Here is a 22,029-nt window from a genome sequence, read left to right as displayed (position 1 = left end):
TTGTATCTTTGCACATGAGAACGCCGGTATTAAGTTTATTTTTAACACCTTAAAGTTAATGCTTTTCTTGCAAATATACAAGAAGGGCGTTCTCTTTTTTGTGGAGACTATGAATTATTCAGGTTAGGAAAATTCAGAAAGGAACACTTTGAATTCAAGTATTCACCTGTAAGAAGTTACTAATGACAAAAAAGAAATTGCCCGTTCGTTTTACGGGTCAGCACTTTACTATTGATAAAGTGCTAATAAAAGATGCAATAAGACAAGCAAATATAAGTAATCAGGATACGGTTTTAGATATTGGGGCAGGCAAGGGGTTTCTTACTGTTCATTTATTAAAAATCGCCAACAATGTTGTTGCTATTGAAAACGACACAGCTTTGGTTGAACATTTACGAAAATTATTTTCTGATGCCCGAAATGTTCAAGTTGTCGGTTGTGATTTTAGGAATTTTGCAGTTCCGAAATTTCCTTTCAAAGTGGTGTCAAATATTCCTTATGGCATTACTTCCGATATTTTCAAAATCCTGATGTTTGAGAGTCTTGGAAATTTTCTGGGAGGTTCCATTGTCCTTCAGTTAGAACCTACACAAAAGTTATTTTCGAGGAAGCTTTACAATCCATATACCGTTTTCTATCATACTTTTTTTGATTTGAAACTTGTCTATGAGGTAGGTCCTGAAAGTTTCTTTCCACCGCCAACTGTCAAATCAGCCCTGTTAAACATTAAAAGAAAACAGTTATTTTTTGATTTTAAGTTTAAAGCCAAATACTTAGCATTTATTTCCTGTCTGTTAGAGAAACCTGATTTATCTGTAAAAACAGCTTTAAAGTCGATTTTCAGGAAAAGTCAGGTCAGGTCAATTTCGGAAAAATTCGGTTTAAACCTTAATGCTCAAATTGTTTGTTTGTCTCCAAGTCAATGGGTAAACTGTTTTTTGGAAATGCTGGAAGTTGTCCCTGAAAAATTTCATCCTTCGTAGTTCAAAGTCGGGTGGTTGTCAAGATGATTTTTCTGGTTTGGTGTCGTCTTTTAAGCTGCCGCATAACGAAAAATGGTAGCCGTAGTTGCCGGATTTACAGCACTTTCGTATCAATTTAGCACTTCGGTTCGTTAAAAGCACCAAAGTATCAAGTTGGCACGAAAGCCGGCAATTATCGGCTACCATATGTGTGTGCCCTGCATATGCAGGACACACCCCGAAAGCTTTTCAAATAGTTCAAAAATACAAATTTAGTTTTACGAACCAAGTTTTCGGGGTGTTATTTTTCCAGAGGGTGCAAGTCCCTTACGAGCGGATTGAAACCCCGAATCGTTAGCAAGCTGCAAGGTGGTTTATCGTGAGGTATGCACTGAAGGAAGCAGAACTGCAAAAGTCTGTACCGACGAACAGAAAGTACATAAGAGGCATAACAATAAGGATGAGTATCCACAGCAATACGAAGTCCAAAACAGTGTTCTGAACATGCTATTAAATCAGATTATTGTTATGTAGATGTACCGGCGATAGACGGAAGGAAAAAGCATTTACCAGGGGAGGTCTTGGCGATTACGAGTTAATCAATCCAAGAAGTCAGCAGAGGTCATAGTACTTGAGGGCAAACGAGGTGCGAATAGATACCGCATAGGTCTCACAAACAAGGAAGGACTGAACGTAAAGAGGTTTTCAATAGGTAACGGAACACATAGTAGCCCTACTTAACGAAAACAGGTTAAAAACAACTAAAATGATAACAAGAGTAGTACATCCGTTTAATCTTCAAAGAGCATTGGAACACGTGATTGCCAATAAAGGTAGTGCGGGTGTTGATGGTGTTTCTATAAGAGAGCTCCGCAAGGTGTTTTCTGAAAAGAAACTACAACTGATTGAAGCAATCAAACAAGGCAACTATCAAGTACAACCCATTTTAGGTATTGAAATTCCGAAAGGAAATGGGAAAACTCGATTATTGGGTGTTCCCACCACTACAGAACGTGTGTTGCAACAAGCCTTAGCACAAACTATTGCACCACTTTTTGAGCCCGAATTTAGTAATTACAGCTATGGATTTAGACCTCACAAGAATGCCCGACAAGCCGTTGGACAATCTCGGGATTACATCCATTCAGGATTAAACCACATTGTGGATATTGACCTGAAAAACTTCTTTGATGAAGTTGACCACTGTTTATTACTGAATTTAATCTATCAAAAAGTGAAATGCAAAGCTACCATGCAACTCATACGCAAATGGCTCAGAGCACCTATTAAAATCAACGGAAAGCTACGAAAGAGAAGAAAAGGCGTTCCGCAAGGAAGCCCTTTAAGTCCATTATTGTCGAACATTTTACTACATCAACTGGATAAGGAAATGACTCGAAGAGGACACAAATTTGTACGTTATGCGGATGATTTTAGTATTTATTGCAAAAGCCACAATCAAGCCAAGGCAACAAGAGTGGTAATTGAAAAGTTTTTGAAAAACAAACTCAAATTAACTATAAATGAAGAAAAGAGTGGTATCAGAAAACCAATCCACTTCACAATTTTGGGTTTCGGATTCGTACCTACGTACGAGAAAGGAAGTAAAAATCAATACCAACTTATTGTATCGGAAAAAGCATGGAAGAAACTAAAAGAACGACTTAAAACAATCACCCGAAAAACCACACCAGCCACATTTGAAGAGCGTATTGCCAAGATAAAAGAAGTGCAACGCGGATGGTTGAACTATTTCCAAGGCACGAGTATTTTGGGCAAATTACGAGATTTAGATGGTTGGCTTCGCAACCGACTGCGCTATTGCATTTGGCATCATTGGAAAAAACCCGAAAGGAAAAGGAAAAACCTGATTCGATTAGGTGTAGACCAAGACCATGCCTACGCTTGGAGCAGAACACGGAAAGGCGGTTGGGCAATAGCACAAAGTCCTATTCTAGGCACTACCATTACTTTACAACGCTTGAAGAAAAGAGGATATGTTTCCTTAACTGAATTACATTTACAACTTAACCCATCTCTTTGCGAACCGCCGAGTACGTGACCCGTACGCTCGGTGGTGTGAGAGGCGCACTCCGTCAGTTACTGGCGGAGCCGTCTACTCGATTATGCGGTCGGTTTTCATTTTCTCTTCTTTCTCGTTAATTTGTCAAGCAAAGTTACTAAATTTGCAGTCAAGCAATTTCAATTTTTGAATTATGTATTTCAGCAGACCTTGGACTTCTATCTAAGTGATAGGCAGTCCTGAAAATTCCAATCTCTTTTAGGTCAAGACAATTAGTCTATGGGTTTCGTGTACCGACTTTTTTGTAAAGGCGTTACGTTGTCATAGTTGCTCTGTCGGGTAATACTGTCTATTCACTTCTCCACAACAAAAATGATTGAACGTATCAAATCGTTGGGGGAAATGGAGACGAAGCAGAAATGTGTAGTTCAACGGTTCGAGATTATCATTCCCCTCCACCAAAAAATAACGACCCAATATATAGCCTCCGCAAGTTTTACTTGCGGATTTTTTAGTTATCGCAGATTGGACAAAGGTTTCTTTGCTACTTTCTTTGTCCGCCATCATGCTCACTGAAAGAAAGTAGGGCGGCTCTCGCCGCCCCGCCACTCAAAAGCGTGTGTAAAGTCCCGTCACCATCGTGAACATTTCCTCCAGCATATCAAAATAGATACCCTCGTGTACGGCAATGTCCTTTGTCTTGCACTCAAAGGTCTTTTTGCTGAACGTCCTGCGGTAGAAGCGCATATTGTAGAGGTCTGCCCCTTCGTCATAGATGATGTCAAGGCGGTTGGCACTTGTTTTGTTCCTTGCAAGGCTCATCCGTAAGCCGTTGCCCATATCTATGAAATCACGGCTACCTGTCATGGCGGTGAAGCGTTTTCCGCCTATCTGCTGTAATATCGTCTTGGCTATCATATCTTTTGTTTTTAGGGTTTTAAGTATTGGCGGTGCGGACACCGCCATCCCGTTCAAAATTCTCGCATTTCGGAAATGGGGGTCTGCCGTTGTAGCCACTCTTTCACACATTCCATATTGTACTCGCTCGTGATGACTGCCGTATGGCTGTCGGTGGCGGTGAAACGTGTGCTTTCGTAATCATCTATCCACCCCTTGAGGGTGTCCGTTCCCCACGCTCCGGTATCGTCAAAGATACCGTCCAATGCCGTGATAGGTTCGCTGAACTTGACTATCAGCGTTTGATAGGTCGTGTTCATAGTCTGTCCTCCTTTCCCTTCTTTGCGTTCAGCCACTTGTCCCGTGCGGCTCGGCACTCGTCCAACGTGGGTTTGACACAAGAGAACAATTCTCTGTCTATGGGGTGGCGGTAGTCGTACTGCACAAGTGTCCGCCTGCGTCTTCCGATACCCGATTGGAAACGCTCGTATTTCTCCGTACCTGCTTCCGCGCAGGTGCTTACTCCGTTGATGGTCATTCGTGTTGTCATAATGTTGCTTTTTAGATGGTTAAAAATGTACTGACAGAACTCTGTTCTTCATCACCATTTCGGGGTTGCTTGTGTAGCGTTGGTGCAGGTAGAAATGGTGTGAGCCGAAGCCGTAAAGGAAAAACTTGTCAAGTTCGTGCTTCTCGGCAAACTCCTTTACGCTCTTTCTCAATTCCCCCTCACTCGTTGTGAGAGTGAGGAGGTTCACAAATTCAAGGAACATCGTGGGGATTGCATCATCCCACACACAAATCATACTTTCAATTCTTACTTCCATATCAATGTTGTTTTAGGGGTTATGCTATGCCGCTTTCATCCGCTCACGGATAAGGTTGGCGTTCTTGTTCACAAGGTCTATGATGCGCTCGTGATATTCGGTGTCCTGGTTGTGCTTGCCGTGGCACTGCACCACTTCGAGGGTTCGCAAGTCCACCTCTACGGTTTCAATAATCTCATCGCCAATCCTTGCCGATAGTATGAGGGTGTCGGCTTTCTTGTAGTATCCACTGCCAAACACGCAGATGCCCTGCGTCTTGCCCTCGTTGTAATACTCGTCTATGCTTTCAAGCACCTTGACGATTATTTCCTCGTCCGTGATTACCAAGCCGAAGAATTTGGATTTGTTGGCGATGAAATCCTCCGCATCTTTCTTTCGTTGGAGTTGTCGCTGTTGCTCACGCTCACGCCTTTCAATCTCCCAACGGCGTTGCTCTGCGGCTCTTTCCTTCTCGTGTATGGCTTCAATTTTTCGGGTTGCGTTGTCGTGTGCCGCCATGAAATCTTCGGGACAGATGTTCTTCGGGTTACGGAGGTCTTGACCGAGTTTTTTGAGCATACGCAGATAGTCGCACCACATTGAGAGGTTGTCTATCTGATACTTGTGACGCTTGGCAATCAGATATGATGCCCAACATTCATCGGCAGTACGGGTATTGAAAAGAAAGTGTTTCATGACCTCAATCTCACCGCCTTTCATAAGGGTTTCAATTCTTGGGTCTGAAAGCAAGGCTTTGAAAAGACGCACGGGGGAGATGCCGTGGAAATCGCCCTTGAAGCCGTTACGTCTGAGTTGGGGCAATATCCTCATCTTTGGATATGCACAGCTTCTTGCCACCACATCATCGTATAGGCTGTTGTGCGGTCTTACCTCCATATCGCTGCCTAATGCCCACACATCGCAATAGCAGAAAAGGAAGCCACGGAGCAACGCCATGTCCGTAACCTTGCCGTCGGGTGAAATCCAACGCTGCACGACCTCGTGGCAGTAGAAACGCATCGGTTCGCCTTTCCTGCTCTCGCATCTGACCTGCGCCACGCGGATTACCTGATACCCTTTGCAGGTGGTTATCACGCTGAAATTCTGCGTTTCCTTGTAGATGCGTCTGCGTGTGTCCTGCACTTTGAGTTCGGCATGGCATTTGGGGCAGGTGCAGCCTTCAAGGGTGTCGCATAGTCCGCTGTCGCTGTGCCACTCGTGACCGCAGTCGGAACAGGTGATGTTCCCTTTCTTGGTGCGGTAGCCGATATGCTCAACGCAGTGGCGGTATGCCCAATCTATTTGTGTCGCTGATATGGGGCGAAGGTTGGCGGAAAGTCTTGCCACCTCTTTCTGTATCTTGGTCTTCGGTTTCATAAGCCTAAATCAAATAATGAGGGTTGGGGTTGGTTTTCTTTTCTCGCTGACGGTCTGTGGCGGTTCTGCAACTTGCGGAGTTCCTCCTCTTGGTATTTGCGGACAGCGTTCTGACGTGCCTCCGCCTTTTCCTCTGCCGTGAGTTTCACAACGTGGTTCACAACCACTTGGCAGTCCATCGGTTTGCCCACCTCTATCTCGTTTTCCTCATAGTAGTGGATGGCTTGCCCGAATATTTCTCCGTCCGTGAAACCGTTGCAACCGCTTTTCTGCACATAGTTCAGAATGTGGGTCACGCACTCGTCCATGTTCTTGGCAGGGTTGCGGTACTTCTTTGCAAATAGCGCATCTTCCTCCGCACGCTGTTCCAAGTACATATATATCGTTCTCTTGAAATGGTCTGTTCCTTTCATATCGCTGTCATTTTTAGATTATCTGTTTCAGTATCTCTCTCCAATAGGTCGGCTCTACCTCGCTGAGAAGGAAGTCCATGAAATCCCTCCGTGCGTCCTTGTTCAGTTCGTGGTACAATCTTCGGAAAGTTTCAAAATTGCCGTTGATGTACGTTTCCACCATATACACGAAGATGTTGTCCACCTCGTAATATCTGCACTGCTGCGCTGCCGTCTTGCTGTTTCTTTTTGCCATGTCGGTAAGGGTTAAAGGGTGAATAACCAAAGGATGAAGCCAAAGAAGGCAATGGTGGAAAGGATAGCCACGATTACACCTATCGCCACTCGGAACACTCCGTTTACAATCTCTCTGATGATGCCCCAAAGGATGCCGAACACCCCGAAGGCGGTGCGCATCATCAAGCCGCATATCGCCAACCCGATGTGTTGCGCCATTTGTCTGAAATTTGCCGTTGCCGTCATATCTTCGCTGTTTTTGATTTTTTTGTTTTTAATGCGGATTCAAGAGCTGAGGGAGTTGAGTTTCAAACTATCTTATCTGCCTCTCGTTTATCCGACATTTTTTTTATGCGTCTTTCTGTCGCATCGGTCGTTTTCGTTTCGGGTGCTTGAAAAGGTAGGGATTAGGGAATGCAAGGTTTTTCGGTCAAAATACTACCCGCAGGGCTGGAGATTTTTACCGAAAACAGGAGGCTTGACCTTGCTTTCCCGTCCAATCCCGGAATTACCTTTGCGCCCAGAACGAAAATGACTGACTGATGCGGCTTACTGAAAGGCGCAAAATGGAGGTAAACGAAAACAGAGGCAGATTGTGTAGAAAAAAACTTCAGGGGAAAATCCGTAAAAAAAAGAATCACCAAAAGGAAAAAGACATCACCGGAAGCGTGAAAAGGGCAAACCACAACAAAGGAAGTATGATTGTTTCCGATCCGACGGAACTTGTTCAGCCGGGTGGCAACAATCATTCTTCCCGGTTTGTCCGGCTGTGTGTGGGCGCCTGTTTCATTCATGGGGCAGGCTGACACACTCTGCATTCACTTTCCGCTTCCGGCAAAAGAGACAGCGAAAAAAGAAAAATCATTTGAAAACCCGTAAAAGCACCTCTTGGCATAGGCGCAAAAGAAAGGGGCATTGCTTCATCTGTCTAAACATCGTTTAGGCGTGAGGCAATGCCCTTTTCTCCAGCTATGCGGTAGTCGGCACACGTTTGTTCCAAACTCGTTTTGGGCAATGGTGTGCCGACGGACAATACCGCTTTTACGGAAAATTCTTATGAATGAGGGGATAAAAAACGGGAGTTTATATCAAAATCTCGAATTAAATAGCTACTTTTGCATACGAAGAGTTCTTTGAAGGTTACGCAACGCGCAGAAGGATAATGCAGTAGATAACTAACTAAATCGTAACCTATTACTATCAAGAGCAATTAACCTACGCTCATTTCCAATAAATTACACTCTTTTCGTAACTTCAGGTTGCAAAAGTATGAAAAAGAAAACATATCAACACCTTTTTTGTTCACAGCCTTTGGAATACTTTAGGTTTCTTCAGATTCTTTCATTGGAATGCTTAACCAGAACAGAGAGCCTTTGCCTTCTTCAGATTCCACTCCGATGCTTCCTCCGAACTTTTCGGCAATCATGGCGCAGATAGGAAGCCCTAGACCTGTTCCCTGGGCGAATGTATTCAGTTTGACAAAGCGGTCGAAAATCTTATCTTTCTTATCCTGAGGTATACCTATTCCAGTATCTTTTACATAGAAACGAATGGCTTTACCTAATTCTTCGATCGTATACCCAAAAGAAACAGATCCTTCAGGAGTAAACTTCAGGGCATTTGTCAGGAAGTTGTTCATGACTTGCATCAGCCGGTTACGATCTGTGTAAATCAGGCATTGAGGTAATTTTTCGTCAAATGAAATGCTGACAGCTTCGGATTTGTTCTTTAAAATCATCTGGCTGCAAATTTCTTCCATTAATTCATTAATATCAATCCGAGAATAGGTAAAATCCAGGGAGCCGGATTCGATCTTCGCCATATCGATGATATCGTTGATCAATTGAAGCAAGAGTTCGTTGTTTGTCGATATGATATGAATAAACTCTTGTTTCTCTACAGGATCATCCGTCTCTGCCAGTAAGTTGGAAAAGCCGACGATTGCATTGAGGGGAGTCCGGATTTCATGGCTCATATTTGCCAGGAAAGCCGATTTCAAACGGTTGGCTTCATCTGCTCTTTTCACCTCATACATCAAATGTTCTATCCTTTTTTTATCGGATATATCTTCGACCTTCATTAGTCCGCCAACAATGTTGGTATCTGTATGGTCAAAAAGAGGGATGGCGCTGATCTCTACCGTTGTGTCTCCTTCGGTAAATTCGTGGCGGACCGATTCCCCTTTTGTTATAGCTTCACTGAGAGCGCAACGGGGACAAGGCTCCGTTCTTCCTCTGACTGTTTCATAGCAGATTTTTCCCGGAGTATAACGCCGACCTTTGGCTATTTTATGCAAGTTTGTGGTAGATTCCCATTGAACCCGGTATTCTTTATCTATATAGATGAGTCCGAAATTAATGCTGCTGAGCACCATGTTCTGGGTTTTGGCTGCATTTTCCAGTTTTTCTTTTGCCTCGATAAGTTCCCTTTCATATTCTTTCATCTGGGTAATATCCCAACGGGATACCAGGAGCAGGTGATTCTGACCGTGAGTCAGGATAGACTTATTTACAATCGTATTGTGAAAAACACCGTCCGGGGTTACATAATCTTCTTCAGCCCTGTAGTTCTTTCCTTCTTTGACCAGTTGTTCATCTATTTTCCGGTATCGCATTCCTCGTTCAGGACCAAAAATATCAAAATCAGAAAGTCCTACTATCTCTTCCCGGGGAGTACCGGATTGTAACTCTGCTTCTTTATTCCAGAATATATATTTATAGTCATCGTCGATATTTTTTACGAAAAGGGGAAAAGGCAGATTCTCTAAGATATCGAGGCTGAACAGCGCTTCTTTTTCTTTGTTGTTCTCCTGCATATCGTCCAATAGATCTTTATACTGTTTCTTTTCACAAACAAGTTTCCTGTTTTTGATTGCCAGTAAAACAACCAGGAGAGAGAGAACCAATATGAGTATCAGGTATCCTGCTGTTCCCGTGGGCAGCATTAATACTACTGAATTCATCAATACAAGTATGTTCATAGAGTGATATTTATTTGTCTTACCCTTTCTTTTTCGGCAAATTTATCATTTATATTTTAATTAATCTCTGAATACTGCTGAATTTCATAATATTTTCGCTATTGCAGCGCTAAATCTTAACACAATAAGCCTGCAACACACCTTGTAGTCTGAGAAAATAATTTTACATTTGAAGTTGTAAACTGAGAGAAAGTAAAGTATGAAGAAAGTAGCTGTTCTGGTAACCTTTTTGCTGATCGTCCTGCAAGCGGCCGATGCACAAAAGGTGGGACTGGTATTAAGTGGTGGAGGAGCTAAAGGTGCTGCACATATCGGAGTCATTAAAGCCTTAGAGGAGAATGATATACCTATTGACTATATAACCGGTACATCTATAGGCTCCATTATAGGTAGTTTATATGCCATGGGGTATTCTCCTGATGAGATGCTGGAATTAATGTTATCAGAAGAATTTAGTTACTGGCAGACCGGTACCGTAGAAAATGAATATAAATATTACTTTAAAAGACCGGACCCGACTCCTGAGTTCGGCCATTTCTCTATTGATATGACTGATTCATTGCAGATCAAGGCCAACTTTTTACCGCAAAGCCTTATCAATCCGATCCAGATGAATCAGGCGTTTATGGCATTGTTTTCGCAGGCTACCGCTAAAGCCGGATGGAATTTTGACAATTTGTTTGTCCCGTTCCGTTGTGTCGGTTCTGACATCTATAATAAAAAGGCTATCATATTCAAGAACGGAGATCTGGGAGATGCTGTCCGTGCTTCCATGACATTCCCTTTCTTTTTCCAGCCGATCTGGAAAGACAGCATTCCTCTGTTTGATGGTGGTATTTACGATAATTTCCCTGTCGGACCGATGAAAGAGGCTTTTCATCCTGATTTTATTTTCGGATCGACTGTTGCCGGAGGAAATAACAAACCTTCCAATAATGCTTATAATCAATTGGAAACGATGATTATGCAGAAAACGGATTATGATGTTCCGGAAGAAGATGGCATGATGGTAAAATTCAGTTTCCCGACTGTTTCATTACTGGACTTTCAAAAAGCAAAGGAATTGATGGATATCGGTTATAAACGTACGATGAGTATGATCGACTCGATCAAGCAAAGAGTGCCCCGCAGGGTTCCACTTACGGAAGTTAATATGCGTAGGGTTGCTTATAAGGAAAGTTTGCCGCCGCTGATCTTTCAGAATATATATGTAACCGGCGTTTCCGAATCGCAGCGTAAGTATATCGAGGCACAACTGCATCGTGATATGAATCATGAATTTTCGATGGAAGAATTTAAGCGGGCTTATTTCAAGATGCTCACTTCTTCGAAGATACGGGAAATTATGCCCCATGCCGTTTACAATCGCAGGGAGAAAAAGTTTGACCTCTATCTGGACGTAAAGATGAAAGAAGAAATAACGGTCGGTTTTGGCGGTAATATTTCATCGCATCAGGCGAATCAATTGTTTTTGGGATTGGGTTATCAGTATTTAGGCCGTTTTGCTGCCGATGTTAATTCAAACTTTCAGGTAGGTAATTCTTTCAGTGGAGTTATGCTAAACGGACGAATCTATTTGCAGACTAGGATTCCGACCTATCTTAACTGGCAGGGGGTATATTCCGATAAAAGATATCAGGAAAGTCAGTCGCTGTTTTACGAAGATGTGTTACCGGCCTTCATCAAACAAAAAGAATTGTATATGAAGCTAAAGCTGGGATTCCCGTTCTTGAACAGGGCAAAATCAGAAATCGGTTTTGCATACGGGCAATTGAATGATTACTATTTTCAGAGTAATAATATGTTGTTTCCTAATTCTAAATTCGATCATAGCTGGTACAATCTGTTCAGTGGTTCGCTGAGTATAGAACGGAATTCACTGGATGCTAAACAATACCCTATAGCCGGGCGGAAACAGTTCCTGATTGCTCAATATGTCACAGGTACTGAGAATTATGATCCGTCTCCAACATCTCAAAGTCAATCAATCAGAAAAAAGGTTTACAGCTGGTTACAGTTGAAAGGGGAGTGGCAGCACTATGAAACATTAAGTAACCGTTTCAATCTGGGATTCCAGGGAGAATTGGTCATATCCAGCAAAAACCTGATGAATAACTATACGGCATCGGTATTGCAAGCTCCGGCTTTTACGCCCACGCCGCATAGCCAGATTGTTTTCAATGAGGCTTTCCGGGCCAATCAGTATTTTGCAGCAGGCATTTCGCCAATCTATAAGTTTAGCAAATTACTTCATTTCCGTCTAGACTTGTATGGCTTTGCCCCTTTATATGAAATAAAGAAAGAAACTAATGCGGACAATCCTTATATGGCAGTTCCTTATTATGGCAAGTTTCTTCATTCATTTAAGTACATGGGGGAGGCTGCCCTGGTGTTACAGTTACCTTTTGCCTCTATCAGCCTGTATGCCAACGGATATAGTTATCCGGCAAAGAATTTCAACTTCGGACTGAATATCGGTTACTTGATCTTTAATCCAAAAATGTTAGATTAAATTGAAAAAAAGATGTACTAAAGTCTTGCAAGTTTAAAAGAAAACACTACCTTTGCACTCGCAATCACGAAACAATGGCCGCGTAGCTCAACTGAATAGAGTAGCTGACTACGGATCAGCCGGTTACAGGTTTGAATCCTGTCGCGGTCACCATTCGAGATTACAGTTTAAACAGAAATAAAGATTGGCCGCGTAGCTCAACTGAATAGAGTAGCTGACTACGGATCAGCCGGTTACAGGTTTGAATCCTGTCGCGGTCACGTAAAAATAAAAAGCGTTGAGATACTATCATCTCGACGCTTTTTATTTTACCTATCTTCTTATCATTTCAGTTTTTCCTTTTGCAGTGCATTTTTTAATATAAGTTTATCCAGAGATTGATTTTTCTGATTTACTGTTGCTAATGCACACCGTCTGACTACGTTGGCTATAGAACCTCCCGAAAGTTCTGTTTTGGCAGCCATGGTAATCAGGTCTTCGTCTACATCCTCCGGCCAACCTTTCAGCATCTTCCGCCATATTTCAGCGCGTAGTTCTTCAGTCGGCATTGGAAAGTAAATCACTGATTGGAAACGGCGGGAAAATGCTTCGTCGATGTTCGAACGTAAGTTTGTTGCCAGAATGACCATGCCGGGGAAGTCTTCTATACGCTGTAAGAGATAAGCCACTTCCTGATTGGCATGGCGGTCATTGGAGGTGTTGGTGGAAGTACGTTTGCCAAACAGGGCGTCTGCTTCATCAAAGAAGAGAATCCAGTTCCTGTTTTCAGCAAGATCGAACACTTTAGCCAGGTTCTTTTCCGTTTCCCCGATATATTTGGAAACGATCATGGATAGGTCTATCCGGTATACATCCATATTATTCTTCTTACCCAGCAATGTCGCTGCAAGTGTCTTCCCTGTACCCGGAGGACCGTAAAACAGCGAACGATATCCGGCTTTCAGGATACGCGACAACCCCCAGTCTTCCATGATGGTCTTGCCGGAAGAAATCCATGTATTGATCTCTTCCAGTTCAGTTGTCACCTGGTAGTCCAGCACCATGTCTTCCCAGTTCAGTTCCGTGGTGATACGTTTGGCAGGGAAGCCGGTGGTATAATCGGGTTTATATTCCACATCAAGTTGTACGCGGCTCAGAAATTCCTCAGATACACGGAGTTGGCTGCTGAGCAGCGGCTCTCCTTCGCCTGCACCTTCCAACCGCAGGATATTTTTTCCGTAAAACCAGTGGCTTTTTGAGAACATATGGATGACCTCCTTGCGTTTCTCCACGTCCTCCCCGGCAAGGATGAACGAAGCGGTTTCACCCGTAGGAAGGAATCCTCCGTGCGACAAACCTTTCCAACCGCCGAACTCGGTGTACTGGCGGTCAAAGTTCTTGTTCTGCACAAAGAAGATGTCCAGTATTTGCGGACAGATATGGGGCATCAAGGCGAGCATGATAACGATTCGTTCTTCAAAATTGGTGTCCGTTTGTCCCGTCACCGCCTCCATCCAGCCGTTTCGGGGCGGATACACATCCTTTAGCTGCTTGTACTCGGACTCCTGATGGAAGTAAAGCTGGATGGCGACAGTTAATACTTGGTTGAACCATTCAATATACTCACGCATAATTCTTCATTAAAGACTGTTCGCTTTTGCGCCCATCACGTCGGCTTCGTGTTCCAGTGCGATATTGTCATTCACCGGCATTCCGCCTACTTCGGTGGTAGGTTCCACACGACCGGCCATCTGCTGGGCCACGTGCCATGCCTCATGGGGCAAGTGTTGTTCTTGTCCCGGAGCTACATGGATGTCTGTACCTTGTGTATAGGCGAGCGCCTGTACTGTAGCCGGCTTGTCCGAATTATAATGTACCTTTACATCATCCATCGCGAGGCCGGAAAGTTCTTCCACGCCAACTTTCAAGTGGTCGGGCATGCCGGTTTCACTCTTTTTCTGAACGGGAGCTTCAAACCGGCCTTGCAGGGCGGTTTCGTCTTCATCTACTTCGCGCTGGACTGGCTGTTCAAATTTACCTTGAAGCATGTCTTCTTCATCCTCTTCCCGCTGGAGAGCTTGATTGAACTTGCCTTGCAGGGTATCTTCTTCGTCTTCTCCCATCTGTTGCAAGACCGGGTTCATCGGACGGTTATCCACGAATTGCAATGTGCCGCCACCATCCAGTTTCTGCTGGATGGTGCGGGCCGTCTTTTCTTGATATACTTTTTCAGTTGCCATTTTATATATTTTATTCTTCGTCAATTTATTGGAATTTTTGTTTCCCGTGCCATATGACCTGCACATACTTCTTCAACCACGGAAGACGTATCTGCCTGAAACTCCACGGAACGGATTCAAGCAGAATGTCATGCGTCTTTTCTACCATCGTTAGCAGCCACCGTTCCTCCTGCTGTTCCAATGTACCGCTGCGAGCGATGAAGCTCTGGCGGAAGCCCCTTACCGATGTGCCGTCCATACTTGGCCAGTTAGCCTTTATGCCTGCCACCATGGAGTCGACGGTCTGCTTTTCTTCACTGGTAAGAGGCAGCTGTTTCGGGATCGGTATATGTTGGAGCAATCCGACAAGAAGCCGGTTGAAGGCCAGTTCTGTTTCTCGGTATTCCCGTTCTTCCCCGTAGACGATATATTGCAGTAGGAATACGGCGCGGATTTTCAAAGCCGTATTCTTGAGCGATTTCTGTTCATCATCCAGATAGCCGAGCATGGCGAATAGTCGGCTGAGCCAGGGGGCGAGCAGGCAAAGGCCGGCATTTTCCACCAGAAGGAACTCCGGAGCTTCTGTCGCTTCGTCCGTTCCGACTCTCCCGTCCATTGACAGTTGCAACGTCTCACATAGTTGCAGCAATAATTTCTCCTTCACGACTTCCTTCTTTTCCGGCAGTAACTGCACCCATGAACGGACCGTTTCTTCGGGACTTCCATATGTAACAAAGGAACAAAAGAAAGTCATCCGGGAAAAGAAGAAACAGGTCCGGGAACTAGAGCAGCACCGTGACAAGTTGATGGAATACGACAACCATCTTGACACTCTTGGAGAACGCAACTCCTATTCCAAGACCGATCCTGAAGCCACCTTCATGCGCATGAAAGAAGACGCCATGAGAAACGGACAGACCAAGCCCGGATATAATCTGCAAATAGGTACCCAGAACCAATTCCTCATAGACTTCCGACTGTTTCCCAACCCAACCGATACACTGACCCTCATACCTTTCTTCCACTCCTTTGAGCAACGCTATAACCGCTTACCAACTGTGGGTGTGGCAGATTCCGGTTACGGCTCGGAAGAAAATTACCGGTTCATGAGGGGATAATGGGATAGAAGCCTTTGTCAAGTACAACTACTTCCATAAAGAACAGCGTCCCCGTTATACTCCCAATCCATTCCATACGGAGAGTCTCCATTACAATGCGGAGGAGGATTATTACGTTTGTCCTATGGGGCAGCACATGAACCGTATAGGAACCAGACGTGACAAAACAGCTAGCGGATACGTCACCGAAAGTGCCCGGTATAAAGCACAAAGATGTGAAGGGTGTCCTTTACGTGGCAGTTGCTTTAAAGCCCGGGGGGAACCGTATTATAGAAGTCAACCACCGGTTAAACCAATACAAACGACAGGCACGGGAAAGGTTACTCTCGGAAGAAGGCATCAGGCATAGGGGAAGGTGATGTATAGAACCGGAAGCAGTTTTTGGACAAATGAAACACAACATGGCATACAGAAGGTTCCGGCATGTGGGAGAAGACAAGGTGACTATGGACTTTGCCTTCTTCGCCATTGCCTTCAACATTAAGAAAATGTGTTCCCGGATAGCGAAACACACCCAAAACGGGGAGAATATATCTCTTAGGGGGCTGTTTTTATTCGTATGGCAGATTTTACCAGACAAAAATCGCATATGGGAAAGAATTACGCAAAAAACGGTCGCTTGAAAACATTCATCTCTCAGTCAATACAAAAAGAAAGGCTGTGTCGTAAATCTTAATTACGACACAGCCTCTTTTTGTTTTAGCAGATTAAATCTGCTTCGTATGTTACACTATTTATTTTAAATTCAGCACACTCTTATCGCCTGTAATTTCTACTTTTGCAGGAGTGGATTTACGAGTGCAGTAGTCAAACTCTGCCGATTTATCGCCGCTAAACGATTTCCATTTCAGTTTCAGCTTAACAGTCTTACCTTCTGTGTCCGGCAGTTCATCCAGTTTGAAAGCGACCAATCCGTCACCTTCCGTTCCGTAGACATCTCCGTAAGCATTGTGACGAAACTCTACTTCATAAGGATTAGCCGGATCTTTACTTACCAGTAAGTTTACGAAATGAGCCTTGCTACGATCTCCCCACAATGTTCTGAAACGGAGTGTCAGGTAGCCATCTTCTGCAATTGTTACCCAGTCCTTAATCATTTCTACTGGGTCTGTTCCATATACAGAATCGTTATCCACTCCCAGATCCGGAGCGATTTGTTTTGTCAGAATACTGTCTATCCAATTAACATGGACAGCTTTAGTATAGCCTTCACTAGGTTCGTTTACTACACTGAAATTGACCAGTGCTCTAACTTCTTTATCTCCGTAAGGCGAAGAAGTCAAGTTTGCCGGTAATAATGTTGTTGAGTCATCCAATTGCAGGAAGAATGAGTTATCACTAACCGGTTTTACTGTCACAAGGGCGTTTGGCGTTAGATACCCATAATAATAGTTATCATCATCATCCAAACAAGATTGAAAGGTTAAAGAAGTAAATAAAACTCCCGTGGCCATTAAAAATAATTTCAACGTCTTCATAGCTTAATATCACTAAATTATTAAATTGTTTATACCAATGAAGATGGATAAGAGCCTGAAAATGCTGCAAGAGAAGTTGATAAAATATATTAATAGAAATTTATACACCTATTGTATCTCCTGATCAAAGAGAATAGGTATGCCTTGTAGTCCTGCGAAAGATTGTGCCGGTTTTCCTTGCGTGACCACCACAAAGGCTTGCCTTACAAGTTTGTTGGCGACAGCAACGACCGCAACCTTGCCTGGCTTGCCATTAGACCGCAAACAGTCGAAACATGCCTTGCACTCGGTGTTGCACCTAAGTGATGAGAATGCCGCCACATAGAGCTGGCTTCTGAGGCTTGAATCCCCGTTCCGGTTGATGTGACCTTTGACATTGACTGACGTACCGGATTGTTGATAAGTAGGCGACAAGCCCAAGTAACGGGTAAGTTGCTTGGCGTTATCAAAGTAGGTAAACCCACCGGTGGCTACGATGAGCGCGGCTGCCAGCGTTAATAAAAGTCCGGAAAAGTGTTAAATTTAAACCTGGCAAACAGTTGCTGGAGGCTTTAAATAAGTAGGAGGAGGCTGTTTAATAAATCTTTTATTAATATTCGGCACTTGAACAGAGATGTTTTGTCAATTTTTGTTGCTCATGATATAATTATTTATATTTTTGTGCTTCGATTTAATAATAAGAAATATCAAAAGTAAAATGAAAGAGTTAGTAGAGAAAATTAATGCAGCGATTGCAGAATTTAGCACAAATGCTAATGCACAGGTTGAAAATGGTAACAAAGCAGCAGGTACACGTGCTCGCAAAGCTTCTTTGGAACTTGAGAAGTTACTGAAAGAATTTAGAAAAGCATCTATCGAAGCAGCTAAATAAAATTTTATTTCAGTTATAAGAGAAGGGGGTGTGTCAAAATGTACATATCCCCTTAATTGTGTTGCAAAGCATGTAAAACAAAGAGTCAAAAAAACGTTATAAACAGAATAAAATGTTTCCTTTGTAGAGTTGTTCGTTTTAAGAGCTATCAAACATGGAGAGTGACTGATTGACCTAATAAACCTTGACTATACAAAGGCGGGATGAAGCCATAGCCCAAGAGAACTCCGCCAAAGACACCCCCGTAGAGTTCACTCCCGCCATGCTCTCAGATATAGTGAATGAACTTAAAGAGGTGCTGGAACACCAGCCTGTAACAAAGGACAAGGAACAAAAGAAAGTCATCCGGGAAAAGAAGAAACAGGTCCGGGAACTAGAGCAGCACCGTGACAAGTTGATGGAATACGACAACCATCTTGACACTCTTGGAGAACGCAACTCCTATTCCAAGACCGATCCTGAAGCCACCTTCATGCGCATGAAAGAAGACGCCATGAGAAACGGGCAGACCAAGCCCGGATATAATCTGCAAATAGGTACTCAGAACCAATTCCTCATAGACTTCCGACTGTTTCCCACCCCAACCGATACACTGACCCTCATACCTTTCTTCCACTCCTTTGAGCAACGCTATAACCGCTTACCAACTGTGGGTGTGGCAGATTCCGGTTACGGCTCGGAAGAAAATTACCGGTTCATGAGGGGATAATGGGATAGAAGCCTTTGTCAAGTACAACTACTTCCATAAAGAATAACGTCCCCGTTATACTCCCAATCCATTCCATACGGAGAGTCTCCATTACAATGCGGAGGAGAATTATTACGTTACAAACGGCAGGCACGGGAAAGGTTACGCCCCCCCCTTTTTCGTTAAAAGAGATTGTACATGTGAACAATGTGAAATTAATATTGTTAGATGAAAGTTAAAACAATATTAATCAATCTAAAACGACAAAAGTATGATACCTAGCACTGAATTGGAAAATGGTAAAGTTGAATTAATTCGTGAAATACTCGATATCAGTGATATACATGATATTGATTTACTCAAAGAATACAATAAAGAACTAGCCGATTCTTTAACACAGGAGCTAACTCCGGATGCTGGAACAACGATTAAATAAAATAATGCATCTGTCATTCAAAAAAACTCTATGAGCAGATAGGGGTATTTTCTTTTTTTCTGTCTCATAGATGAAGTTGAATTTAAAAATGGAGAAAAATGGAAACAGTTGAAAGAGAAAAAGCACCTATGTTGTGGTACTGGAGTATTCCTGAAAATGGTATGGATATAGAAGATTGCGAAAAGATCGCAAAGGAAAATCTCGTTAACAGGCCGAATAACAGATATATGGAAATGCATATTGCTTTCGTTTGAAAAGTATAATACAGAGAGAGTTTAAGGCATGTAGAGTATCAAAAAAGATACATACATGCCTTTTTAGTATTTATTAGTATATGATTCTGGAACATAAATAAATGACGTTTTGTTATAATATCGAATAAAATATAGTTCTCTACAGAGATAATTTTCAGGGATCGTTTAAATAACCCTAGAAAAAAATAGCAGAAAATTATTCTGTAGTCAGAACCAAATAAAGCATATCATTGTTATAATGATAAACAGAGCTTGAAAAAAGATTCTGTAATAATTATGTTAGTAGTATTTGTTTTTTCATATAAGTAGAGTTTGTTATTTGTTTGGTCCGTATGTAACTGTGAAGTTATATACGGATTTTTTATGCCTGAATAGTTCCTGATATCTTTTTGTTACTATTTTTTATAATTACCATTATGTTTAATAGGATTGTAAGAAGTTATCCTGGGACTATCCCACGCAAATTATTTTCAACTTTTATTGACAAAATTATGTTGTATGTTAAATAACTATTCTAACTTCGCACCGCGATGAAAAAAGTATTGTTGATAGTGTCGTTTCTGTTTCTGCTTCTTTTGAATATGCAGATAAAGACTGAAGATGAAAATATTTTGTCTCCTGAGAAAACGACTTTTGTTTGCAGTAAGGAAAAACATCCATTCCAGGACGAGTTAAAGAATTATGATTTAAGTCAAAGCTATCATTCAGTCTATTGTCTTACTACTCGTAGTCAGGTGTTGCCAACCCGATGCGAACGTCCGTTTAAAGTGACTACCCGTCTTTTGGAGTTGTTTCTTCAGAAGGAACAAAATATTCTGAATAAAGTATCTGAAACATTTTTAATATCACAATCTGTAAAATTCTCCACTCTTCGTATACGATCAGGCCATTGGGTCTACGTACTACGGAAAATAATTATTTAGTTTAACATCTTTCTTTTTGTTCTTTTTTATTGTCTGCACGTGAATTGGCAGATAATGACTAATCATGTACCCTAATTAAGGTATTATATTGGATTTTAAATTAAATAATTATGTTAAGTCTATTACTTTCAACCCTTGAAATGATGGCTCTGACCTTCATTATCGGTTTTGTTGTTGCCGGTGTAATCAAGCTTATTGCTGTTTGGGCCGACTCCCTGGAATTTCACCATTCCCACAGTGATGAACTGATGCAATTCGGCAAACTAAATAAATTGCGTGCCAAAATTGGTGAAATATTAGGGCTGGATGTGGTAAATAATGAAGAAGATGTGACTGATGACGAACGCGAAGAATTCCGTCGTGGCGTAAACAGCGATCTTCTCCATATAAAACCGTCCGGATATTATCATGGCGTAAGTCATGGCGCTTCTCATTTGGATCTGATGGATTATTACTATCCACAGGATACTCGCATTATGTACCTCAAAAAAGAGGAACAGCTAATGAGAAAGAACAATACAAACAAAAAGGAGAATCCTTCTATCGAAAAATAAAAACAGATATGGAAAATGTTGATTTTTTTAGTTTGTTCCAAGGCTTTGGAACAATGGTTGCCGGTGGATGGATACTGGCTGTTGCGCGTGTTTTTTTGATTACACTTGGCGGTCTACTCGTTTATTTAGGCTGGAAAGGAGTCCTGGAGCCGATGGTTATGATCCCGATGGGGCTAGGAATGGTTGCAATCAATTGTGGTACTTTAATCATGCCGGAAGGTGTATTAGGTAATTTATTCCTGGATCCTATGCTTTCCGATACAGACGAGTTGATGAATACAATGCAGATTGATTTTCTTCAACCCGTATATACACTGACTTTCAGTAATGGTTTGATTGCCTGTTTCGTGTTTATGGGTATTGGAACATTACTGGATGTGGGCTTTCTGCTTCAGAAGCCTTTTGCCAGTCTTTTCCTGGCTCTCTGTGCGGAATTGGGAACTTTTCTGACGTTGCCTATTGCCAGCGCCTTTGGTTTGTCTTTAAGTGAGAGCGCTTCTGTTGCGATGGTTGGCGGTGCAGATGGTCCGATGGTTTTGTTTACATCCCTGATCCTGGCCAAACATTTATTTGTTCCTATTACTGTTGTTGCTTATTTATATCTGGGACTGACCTACGGAGGATATCCTTATCTGGTCAAACTCCTGATCCCGCAGCGTTTGCGTGCCATAAAAATGACCACTACAAAACCTCCCAAAAACTACGATGCTAAAGTTAAACTGGCTTTTTCTGTTATTTTGTGTGCTGTTTTATGCTTTTTATTCCCTGTGGCCTCTCCCCTTTTCTTTTCATTGTTCCTGGGCGTTGCCGTTCGCGAATCAGGCATGAAGCATATTTATGATTTTGTCAGTGGTCCGTTATTGTATGGTTCGACTTTCATGTTGGGGCTGTTATTGGGTGTATTGTGCGATGCTAAGTTGTTACTCGATCCCAAGATCTTGAAATTATTGGTATTAGGAATTACAGCATTGTTATTGTCTGGTATCGGAGGTATCATTGGCGGATATATCATGTATTTCATTAAACGCGGAAATTATAACCCGGTAATCGGTATTGCTGCTGTCAGTTGTGTTCCTACTACTGCCAAAGTAGCGCAGAAACTGGTAAGTAAAGAGAACCCGGACTCTTTCATTTTAGGTGATGCGTTAGGTGCTAATATTTCAGGTGTTATTACGTCTGCAATTATTACAGGTATTTATATAACGATTATCCCTTATCTGTAAAGGGCTGTATCCACTACGATAGAAAATAGCTGTTCCCGAGTATAAACAAAAAAATAGCCATCTCAACAGAGACGGCTATTTTTATATATAATGAAATGAT

At 42.5% G+C, this 22,029-nt stretch carries 23 protein-coding genes, 2 tRNA genes and 3 pseudogenes; 14 read left to right on the top strand and 14 right to left on the bottom strand.

The features are described 5' to 3' along the window. The first annotated feature begins 182 nt into the window (after positions 1 to 182). The 3 genes from erm(F) (at position 183) to NBH15_RS29370 (ending at position 3,561) form a co-directional block, all read left to right on the top strand. Positions 183 to 983 carry a 23S rRNA (adenine(2058)-N(6))-methyltransferase Erm(F) gene (gene erm(F), locus NBH15_RS09850; RefSeq protein WP_004295323.1) on the top strand — a complete coding sequence of 267 codons (801 nt, stop codon included), beginning with the start codon at positions 183 to 185 and terminating at the stop codon, positions 981 to 983. 745 nt (positions 984 to 1,728) lie between these two features. Next, on the top strand, positions 1,729 to 3,024 hold the full coding sequence (gene ltrA, locus NBH15_RS09845) for a group II intron reverse transcriptase/maturase (RefSeq protein ID WP_007567572.1): 1,296 nt from the start codon (positions 1,729 to 1,731) through the stop codon (positions 3,022 to 3,024). Between the two features lie 333 nt (positions 3,025 to 3,357). Continuing rightward, entirely contained in the window at positions 3,358 to 3,561 is a 204-nt protein-coding gene (locus NBH15_RS29370; protein ID WP_004316914.1) for a hypothetical protein, read from the top strand. Positions 3,562 to 3,594: 33 nt separating this feature from the next. Here the strand turns inward: NBH15_RS29370 and NBH15_RS09840 are convergent, their stop codons facing one another. From NBH15_RS09840 to NBH15_RS09805, 8 genes are read right to left on the bottom strand one after another with little or no spacing between them, the layout of a single operon-like run. After that, the gene (locus NBH15_RS09840; RefSeq protein ID WP_004304290.1) at positions 3,595 to 3,903 is read right to left on the bottom strand and encodes a hypothetical protein; all 309 of its coding nucleotides are present in this window, start codon (positions 3,901 to 3,903) and stop codon (positions 3,595 to 3,597) included. A gap of 53 nt (positions 3,904 to 3,956) precedes the next feature. After that, complete coding sequence (locus NBH15_RS09835) at positions 3,957 to 4,202, bottom strand: DUF6956 domain-containing protein (protein ID WP_004291529.1); 246 nt, start codon at positions 4,200 to 4,202, stop codon at positions 3,957 to 3,959. Next, a complete protein-coding gene (locus NBH15_RS09830) occupies positions 4,199 to 4,432 on the bottom strand; it encodes a DUF3873 domain-containing protein (RefSeq protein ID WP_004304291.1) in 234 nt (77 codons plus the stop codon). Before NBH15_RS09830 ends, NBH15_RS09835 begins: the two co-directional genes overlap by 4 nt. A gap of 19 nt (positions 4,433 to 4,451) precedes the next feature. After that, positions 4,452 to 4,709 (bottom strand): DUF8466 domain-containing protein, encoded by a 258-nt coding sequence (locus NBH15_RS09825; RefSeq protein ID WP_004291531.1) that lies wholly within the window; start codon positions 4,707 to 4,709, stop codon positions 4,452 to 4,454. Positions 4,710 to 4,733: 24 nt separating this feature from the next. Continuing rightward, entirely contained in the window at positions 4,734 to 6,065 is a 1,332-nt protein-coding gene (locus NBH15_RS09820) for a PcfJ domain-containing protein (protein ID WP_004291532.1), read from the bottom strand. After that, positions 6,062 to 6,478: a PcfK-like family protein gene (locus tag NBH15_RS09815; RefSeq protein WP_004291533.1), complete on the bottom strand. Its 417-nt coding sequence runs from the start codon at positions 6,476 to 6,478 to the stop codon at positions 6,062 to 6,064. Before NBH15_RS09815 ends, NBH15_RS09820 begins: the two co-directional genes overlap by 4 nt. A 13-nt stretch (positions 6,479 to 6,491) precedes the next feature. Then, positions 6,492 to 6,713: a hypothetical protein gene (locus tag NBH15_RS09810; protein WP_004291534.1), complete on the bottom strand. Its 222-nt coding sequence runs from the start codon at positions 6,711 to 6,713 to the stop codon at positions 6,492 to 6,494. An 11-nt stretch (positions 6,714 to 6,724) separates the two neighbouring features. Continuing rightward, complete coding sequence (locus NBH15_RS09805) at positions 6,725 to 6,940, bottom strand: hypothetical protein (protein WP_004291535.1); 216 nt, start codon at positions 6,938 to 6,940, stop codon at positions 6,725 to 6,727. Between the two features lie 347 nt (positions 6,941 to 7,287). On the opposite strand from NBH15_RS09805, the gene NBH15_RS09800 reads away from it, so the two are divergent. Then, positions 7,288 to 7,500, top strand: a complete 213-nt coding sequence (locus NBH15_RS09800; RefSeq protein ID WP_171031146.1) for a hypothetical protein — start codon at positions 7,288 to 7,290, stop codon at positions 7,498 to 7,500. A gap of 515 nt (positions 7,501 to 8,015) precedes the next feature. Here NBH15_RS09800 and NBH15_RS09795 read toward each other — a convergent pair. Beyond that, positions 8,016 to 9,674, bottom strand: coding sequence for a PAS domain-containing sensor histidine kinase (locus NBH15_RS09795; RefSeq protein ID WP_250822573.1), 1,659 nt, complete (start codon positions 9,672 to 9,674; stop codon positions 8,016 to 8,018). 199 nt (positions 9,675 to 9,873) lie between these two features. Between NBH15_RS09795 and NBH15_RS09790 the strand changes: the two genes are divergently transcribed. From NBH15_RS09790 to NBH15_RS09780, 3 genes are all read left to right on the top strand, one after another. Continuing rightward, positions 9,874 to 12,186, top strand: coding sequence for a patatin-like phospholipase family protein (locus tag NBH15_RS09790; protein WP_007656726.1), 2,313 nt, complete (start codon positions 9,874 to 9,876; stop codon positions 12,184 to 12,186). A gap of 76 nt (positions 12,187 to 12,262) precedes the next feature. Continuing rightward, positions 12,263 to 12,339 (top strand) — tRNA-Arg (locus NBH15_RS09785). A gap of 33 nt (positions 12,340 to 12,372) precedes the next feature. Beyond that, positions 12,373 to 12,446 (top strand) — tRNA-Arg (locus tag NBH15_RS09780). A 63-nt stretch (positions 12,447 to 12,509) separates the two neighbouring features. On the opposite strand, the gene NBH15_RS09775 is transcribed toward NBH15_RS09780, so the two are convergent. From NBH15_RS09775 to NBH15_RS09765, 3 genes are read right to left on the bottom strand one after another with little or no spacing between them, the layout of a single operon-like run. After that, positions 12,510 to 13,796, bottom strand: coding sequence for an ATP-binding protein (locus tag NBH15_RS09775; RefSeq protein ID WP_128133333.1), 1,287 nt, complete (start codon positions 13,794 to 13,796; stop codon positions 12,510 to 12,512). 9 nt (positions 13,797 to 13,805) lie between these two features. Continuing rightward, positions 13,806 to 14,405 carry an eCIS core domain-containing protein gene (locus NBH15_RS09770; protein ID WP_128133332.1) on the bottom strand — a complete coding sequence of 200 codons (600 nt, stop codon included), beginning with the start codon at positions 14,403 to 14,405 and terminating at the stop codon, positions 13,806 to 13,808. Between the two features lie 25 nt (positions 14,406 to 14,430). Then, entirely contained in the window at positions 14,431 to 15,000 is a 570-nt protein-coding gene (locus NBH15_RS09765; protein ID WP_244051058.1) for a contractile injection system tape measure protein, read from the bottom strand. A 118-nt stretch (positions 15,001 to 15,118) separates the two neighbouring features. Here NBH15_RS09765 and NBH15_RS09760 point away from each other — a divergent pair. Next, a pseudogene (locus NBH15_RS09760) lies at positions 15,119 to 16,125 on the top strand (transposase); the annotation flags it as partial. Positions 16,126 to 16,236: 111 nt separating this feature from the next. On the opposite strand, the gene NBH15_RS09755 reads toward NBH15_RS09760, so the two are convergent. Both NBH15_RS09755 and NBH15_RS09750 read right to left on the bottom strand, forming a co-directional pair. Further along, positions 16,237 to 16,980, bottom strand: coding sequence for a NigD1/NigD2 family lipoprotein (locus tag NBH15_RS09755; protein ID WP_010803150.1), 744 nt, complete (start codon positions 16,978 to 16,980; stop codon positions 16,237 to 16,239). 108 nt (positions 16,981 to 17,088) lie between these two features. Continuing rightward, positions 17,089 to 17,487, bottom strand: a pseudogene (locus NBH15_RS09750) (transposase); the annotation flags it as partial. Between the two features lie 190 nt (positions 17,488 to 17,677). Here NBH15_RS09750 and NBH15_RS09745 point away from each other — a divergent pair. The 6 genes and pseudogenes from NBH15_RS09745 to NBH15_RS09720 all read left to right on the top strand — a co-directional run bounded on the left by NBH15_RS09745 (position 17,678) and on the right by NBH15_RS09720 (position 21,929). Then, the gene (locus NBH15_RS09745; RefSeq protein WP_128135829.1) at positions 17,678 to 17,851 is read left to right on the top strand and encodes a BF3379 family histone-like protein; all 174 of its coding nucleotides are present in this window, start codon (positions 17,678 to 17,680) and stop codon (positions 17,849 to 17,851) included. Between the two features lie 202 nt (positions 17,852 to 18,053). Beyond that, positions 18,054 to 18,678, top strand: a pseudogene (locus NBH15_RS09740) (transposase); the annotation flags it as partial. A gap of 132 nt (positions 18,679 to 18,810) precedes the next feature. After that, entirely contained in the window at positions 18,811 to 18,975 is a 165-nt protein-coding gene (locus tag NBH15_RS09735; RefSeq protein ID WP_186961867.1) for a hypothetical protein, read from the top strand. Positions 18,976 to 19,073: 98 nt separating this feature from the next. Continuing rightward, positions 19,074 to 19,229 carry a hypothetical protein gene (locus NBH15_RS09730; RefSeq protein ID WP_186961866.1) on the top strand — a complete coding sequence of 52 codons (156 nt, stop codon included), beginning with the start codon at positions 19,074 to 19,076 and terminating at the stop codon, positions 19,227 to 19,229. Between the two features lie 1,033 nt (positions 19,230 to 20,262). After that, positions 20,263 to 20,706 (top strand): hypothetical protein, encoded by a 444-nt coding sequence (locus tag NBH15_RS09725; RefSeq protein WP_007656613.1) that lies wholly within the window; start codon positions 20,263 to 20,265, stop codon positions 20,704 to 20,706. Positions 20,707 to 20,714: 8 nt separating this feature from the next. Beyond that, the gene (locus NBH15_RS09720) at positions 20,715 to 21,929 is read left to right on the top strand and encodes a sodium ion-translocating decarboxylase subunit beta (RefSeq protein ID WP_007656615.1); all 1,215 of its coding nucleotides are present in this window, start codon (positions 20,715 to 20,717) and stop codon (positions 21,927 to 21,929) included. The last annotated feature ends 100 nt before the right edge of the window (positions 21,930 to 22,029 follow it).

This window comes from Parabacteroides caeci, from assembly GCF_023656795.1.
GTDB lineage: Bacteria > Bacteroidota > Bacteroidia > Bacteroidales > Tannerellaceae > Parabacteroides > Parabacteroides segnis.
This window is presented reverse-complemented; position numbering and strand designations above follow the sequence as displayed.

Bases quoted from the DNA above. Each gene is read 5' to 3' on its own strand.
- ltrA (WP_007567572.1), top strand. From the start codon at position 1,729: ATGATAACAAGAGTAGTACATCCGTTTAATCTTCAAAGAGCATTGGAA.
- NBH15_RS29370 (WP_004316914.1), top strand. From the start codon at position 3,358: ATGATTGAACGTATCAAATCGTTGGGGGAAATGGAGACGAAGCAGAAA.
- NBH15_RS09840 (WP_004304290.1), bottom strand. From the start codon at position 3,903: ATGATAGCCAAGACGATATTACAGCAGATAGGCGGAAAACGCTTCACC.
- NBH15_RS09835 (WP_004291529.1), bottom strand. From the start codon at position 4,202: ATGAACACGACCTATCAAACGCTGATAGTCAAGTTCAGCGAACCTATC.
- NBH15_RS09830 (WP_004304291.1), bottom strand. From the start codon at position 4,432: ATGACAACACGAATGACCATCAACGGAGTAAGCACCTGCGCGGAAGCA.
- NBH15_RS09825 (WP_004291531.1), bottom strand. From the start codon at position 4,709: ATGGAAGTAAGAATTGAAAGTATGATTTGTGTGTGGGATGATGCAATC.
- NBH15_RS09820 (WP_004291532.1), bottom strand. From the start codon at position 6,065: ATGAAACCGAAGACCAAGATACAGAAAGAGGTGGCAAGACTTTCCGCC.
- NBH15_RS09815 (WP_004291533.1), bottom strand. From the start codon at position 6,478: ATGAAAGGAACAGACCATTTCAAGAGAACGATATATATGTACTTGGAA.
- NBH15_RS09810 (WP_004291534.1), bottom strand. From the start codon at position 6,713: ATGGCAAAAAGAAACAGCAAGACGGCAGCGCAGCAGTGCAGATATTAC.
- NBH15_RS09805 (WP_004291535.1), bottom strand. From the start codon at position 6,940: ATGACGGCAACGGCAAATTTCAGACAAATGGCGCAACACATCGGGTTG.
- NBH15_RS09795 (WP_250822573.1), bottom strand. From the start codon at position 9,674: ATGAACATACTTGTATTGATGAATTCAGTAGTATTAATGCTGCCCACG.
- NBH15_RS09790 (WP_007656726.1), top strand. From the start codon at position 9,874: ATGAAGAAAGTAGCTGTTCTGGTAACCTTTTTGCTGATCGTCCTGCAA.
- NBH15_RS09775 (WP_128133333.1), bottom strand. From the start codon at position 13,796: ATGCGTGAGTATATTGAATGGTTCAACCAAGTATTAACTGTCGCCATC.
- NBH15_RS09770 (WP_128133332.1), bottom strand. From the start codon at position 14,405: ATGGCAACTGAAAAAGTATATCAAGAAAAGACGGCCCGCACCATCCAG.
- NBH15_RS09765 (WP_244051058.1), bottom strand. From the start codon at position 15,000: ATGGACGGGAGAGTCGGAACGGACGAAGCGACAGAAGCTCCGGAGTTC.
- NBH15_RS09755 (WP_010803150.1), bottom strand. From the start codon at position 16,980: ATGAAGACGTTGAAATTATTTTTAATGGCCACGGGAGTTTTATTTACT.
- NBH15_RS09745 (WP_128135829.1), top strand. From the start codon at position 17,678: ATGAAAGAGTTAGTAGAGAAAATTAATGCAGCGATTGCAGAATTTAGC.
- NBH15_RS09735 (WP_186961867.1), top strand. From the start codon at position 18,811: ATGATACCTAGCACTGAATTGGAAAATGGTAAAGTTGAATTAATTCGT.
- NBH15_RS09730 (WP_186961866.1), top strand. From the start codon at position 19,074: ATGGAAACAGTTGAAAGAGAAAAAGCACCTATGTTGTGGTACTGGAGT.
- NBH15_RS09725 (WP_007656613.1), top strand. From the start codon at position 20,263: ATGTTAAGTCTATTACTTTCAACCCTTGAAATGATGGCTCTGACCTTC.
- NBH15_RS09720 (WP_007656615.1), top strand. From the start codon at position 20,715: ATGGAAAATGTTGATTTTTTTAGTTTGTTCCAAGGCTTTGGAACAATG.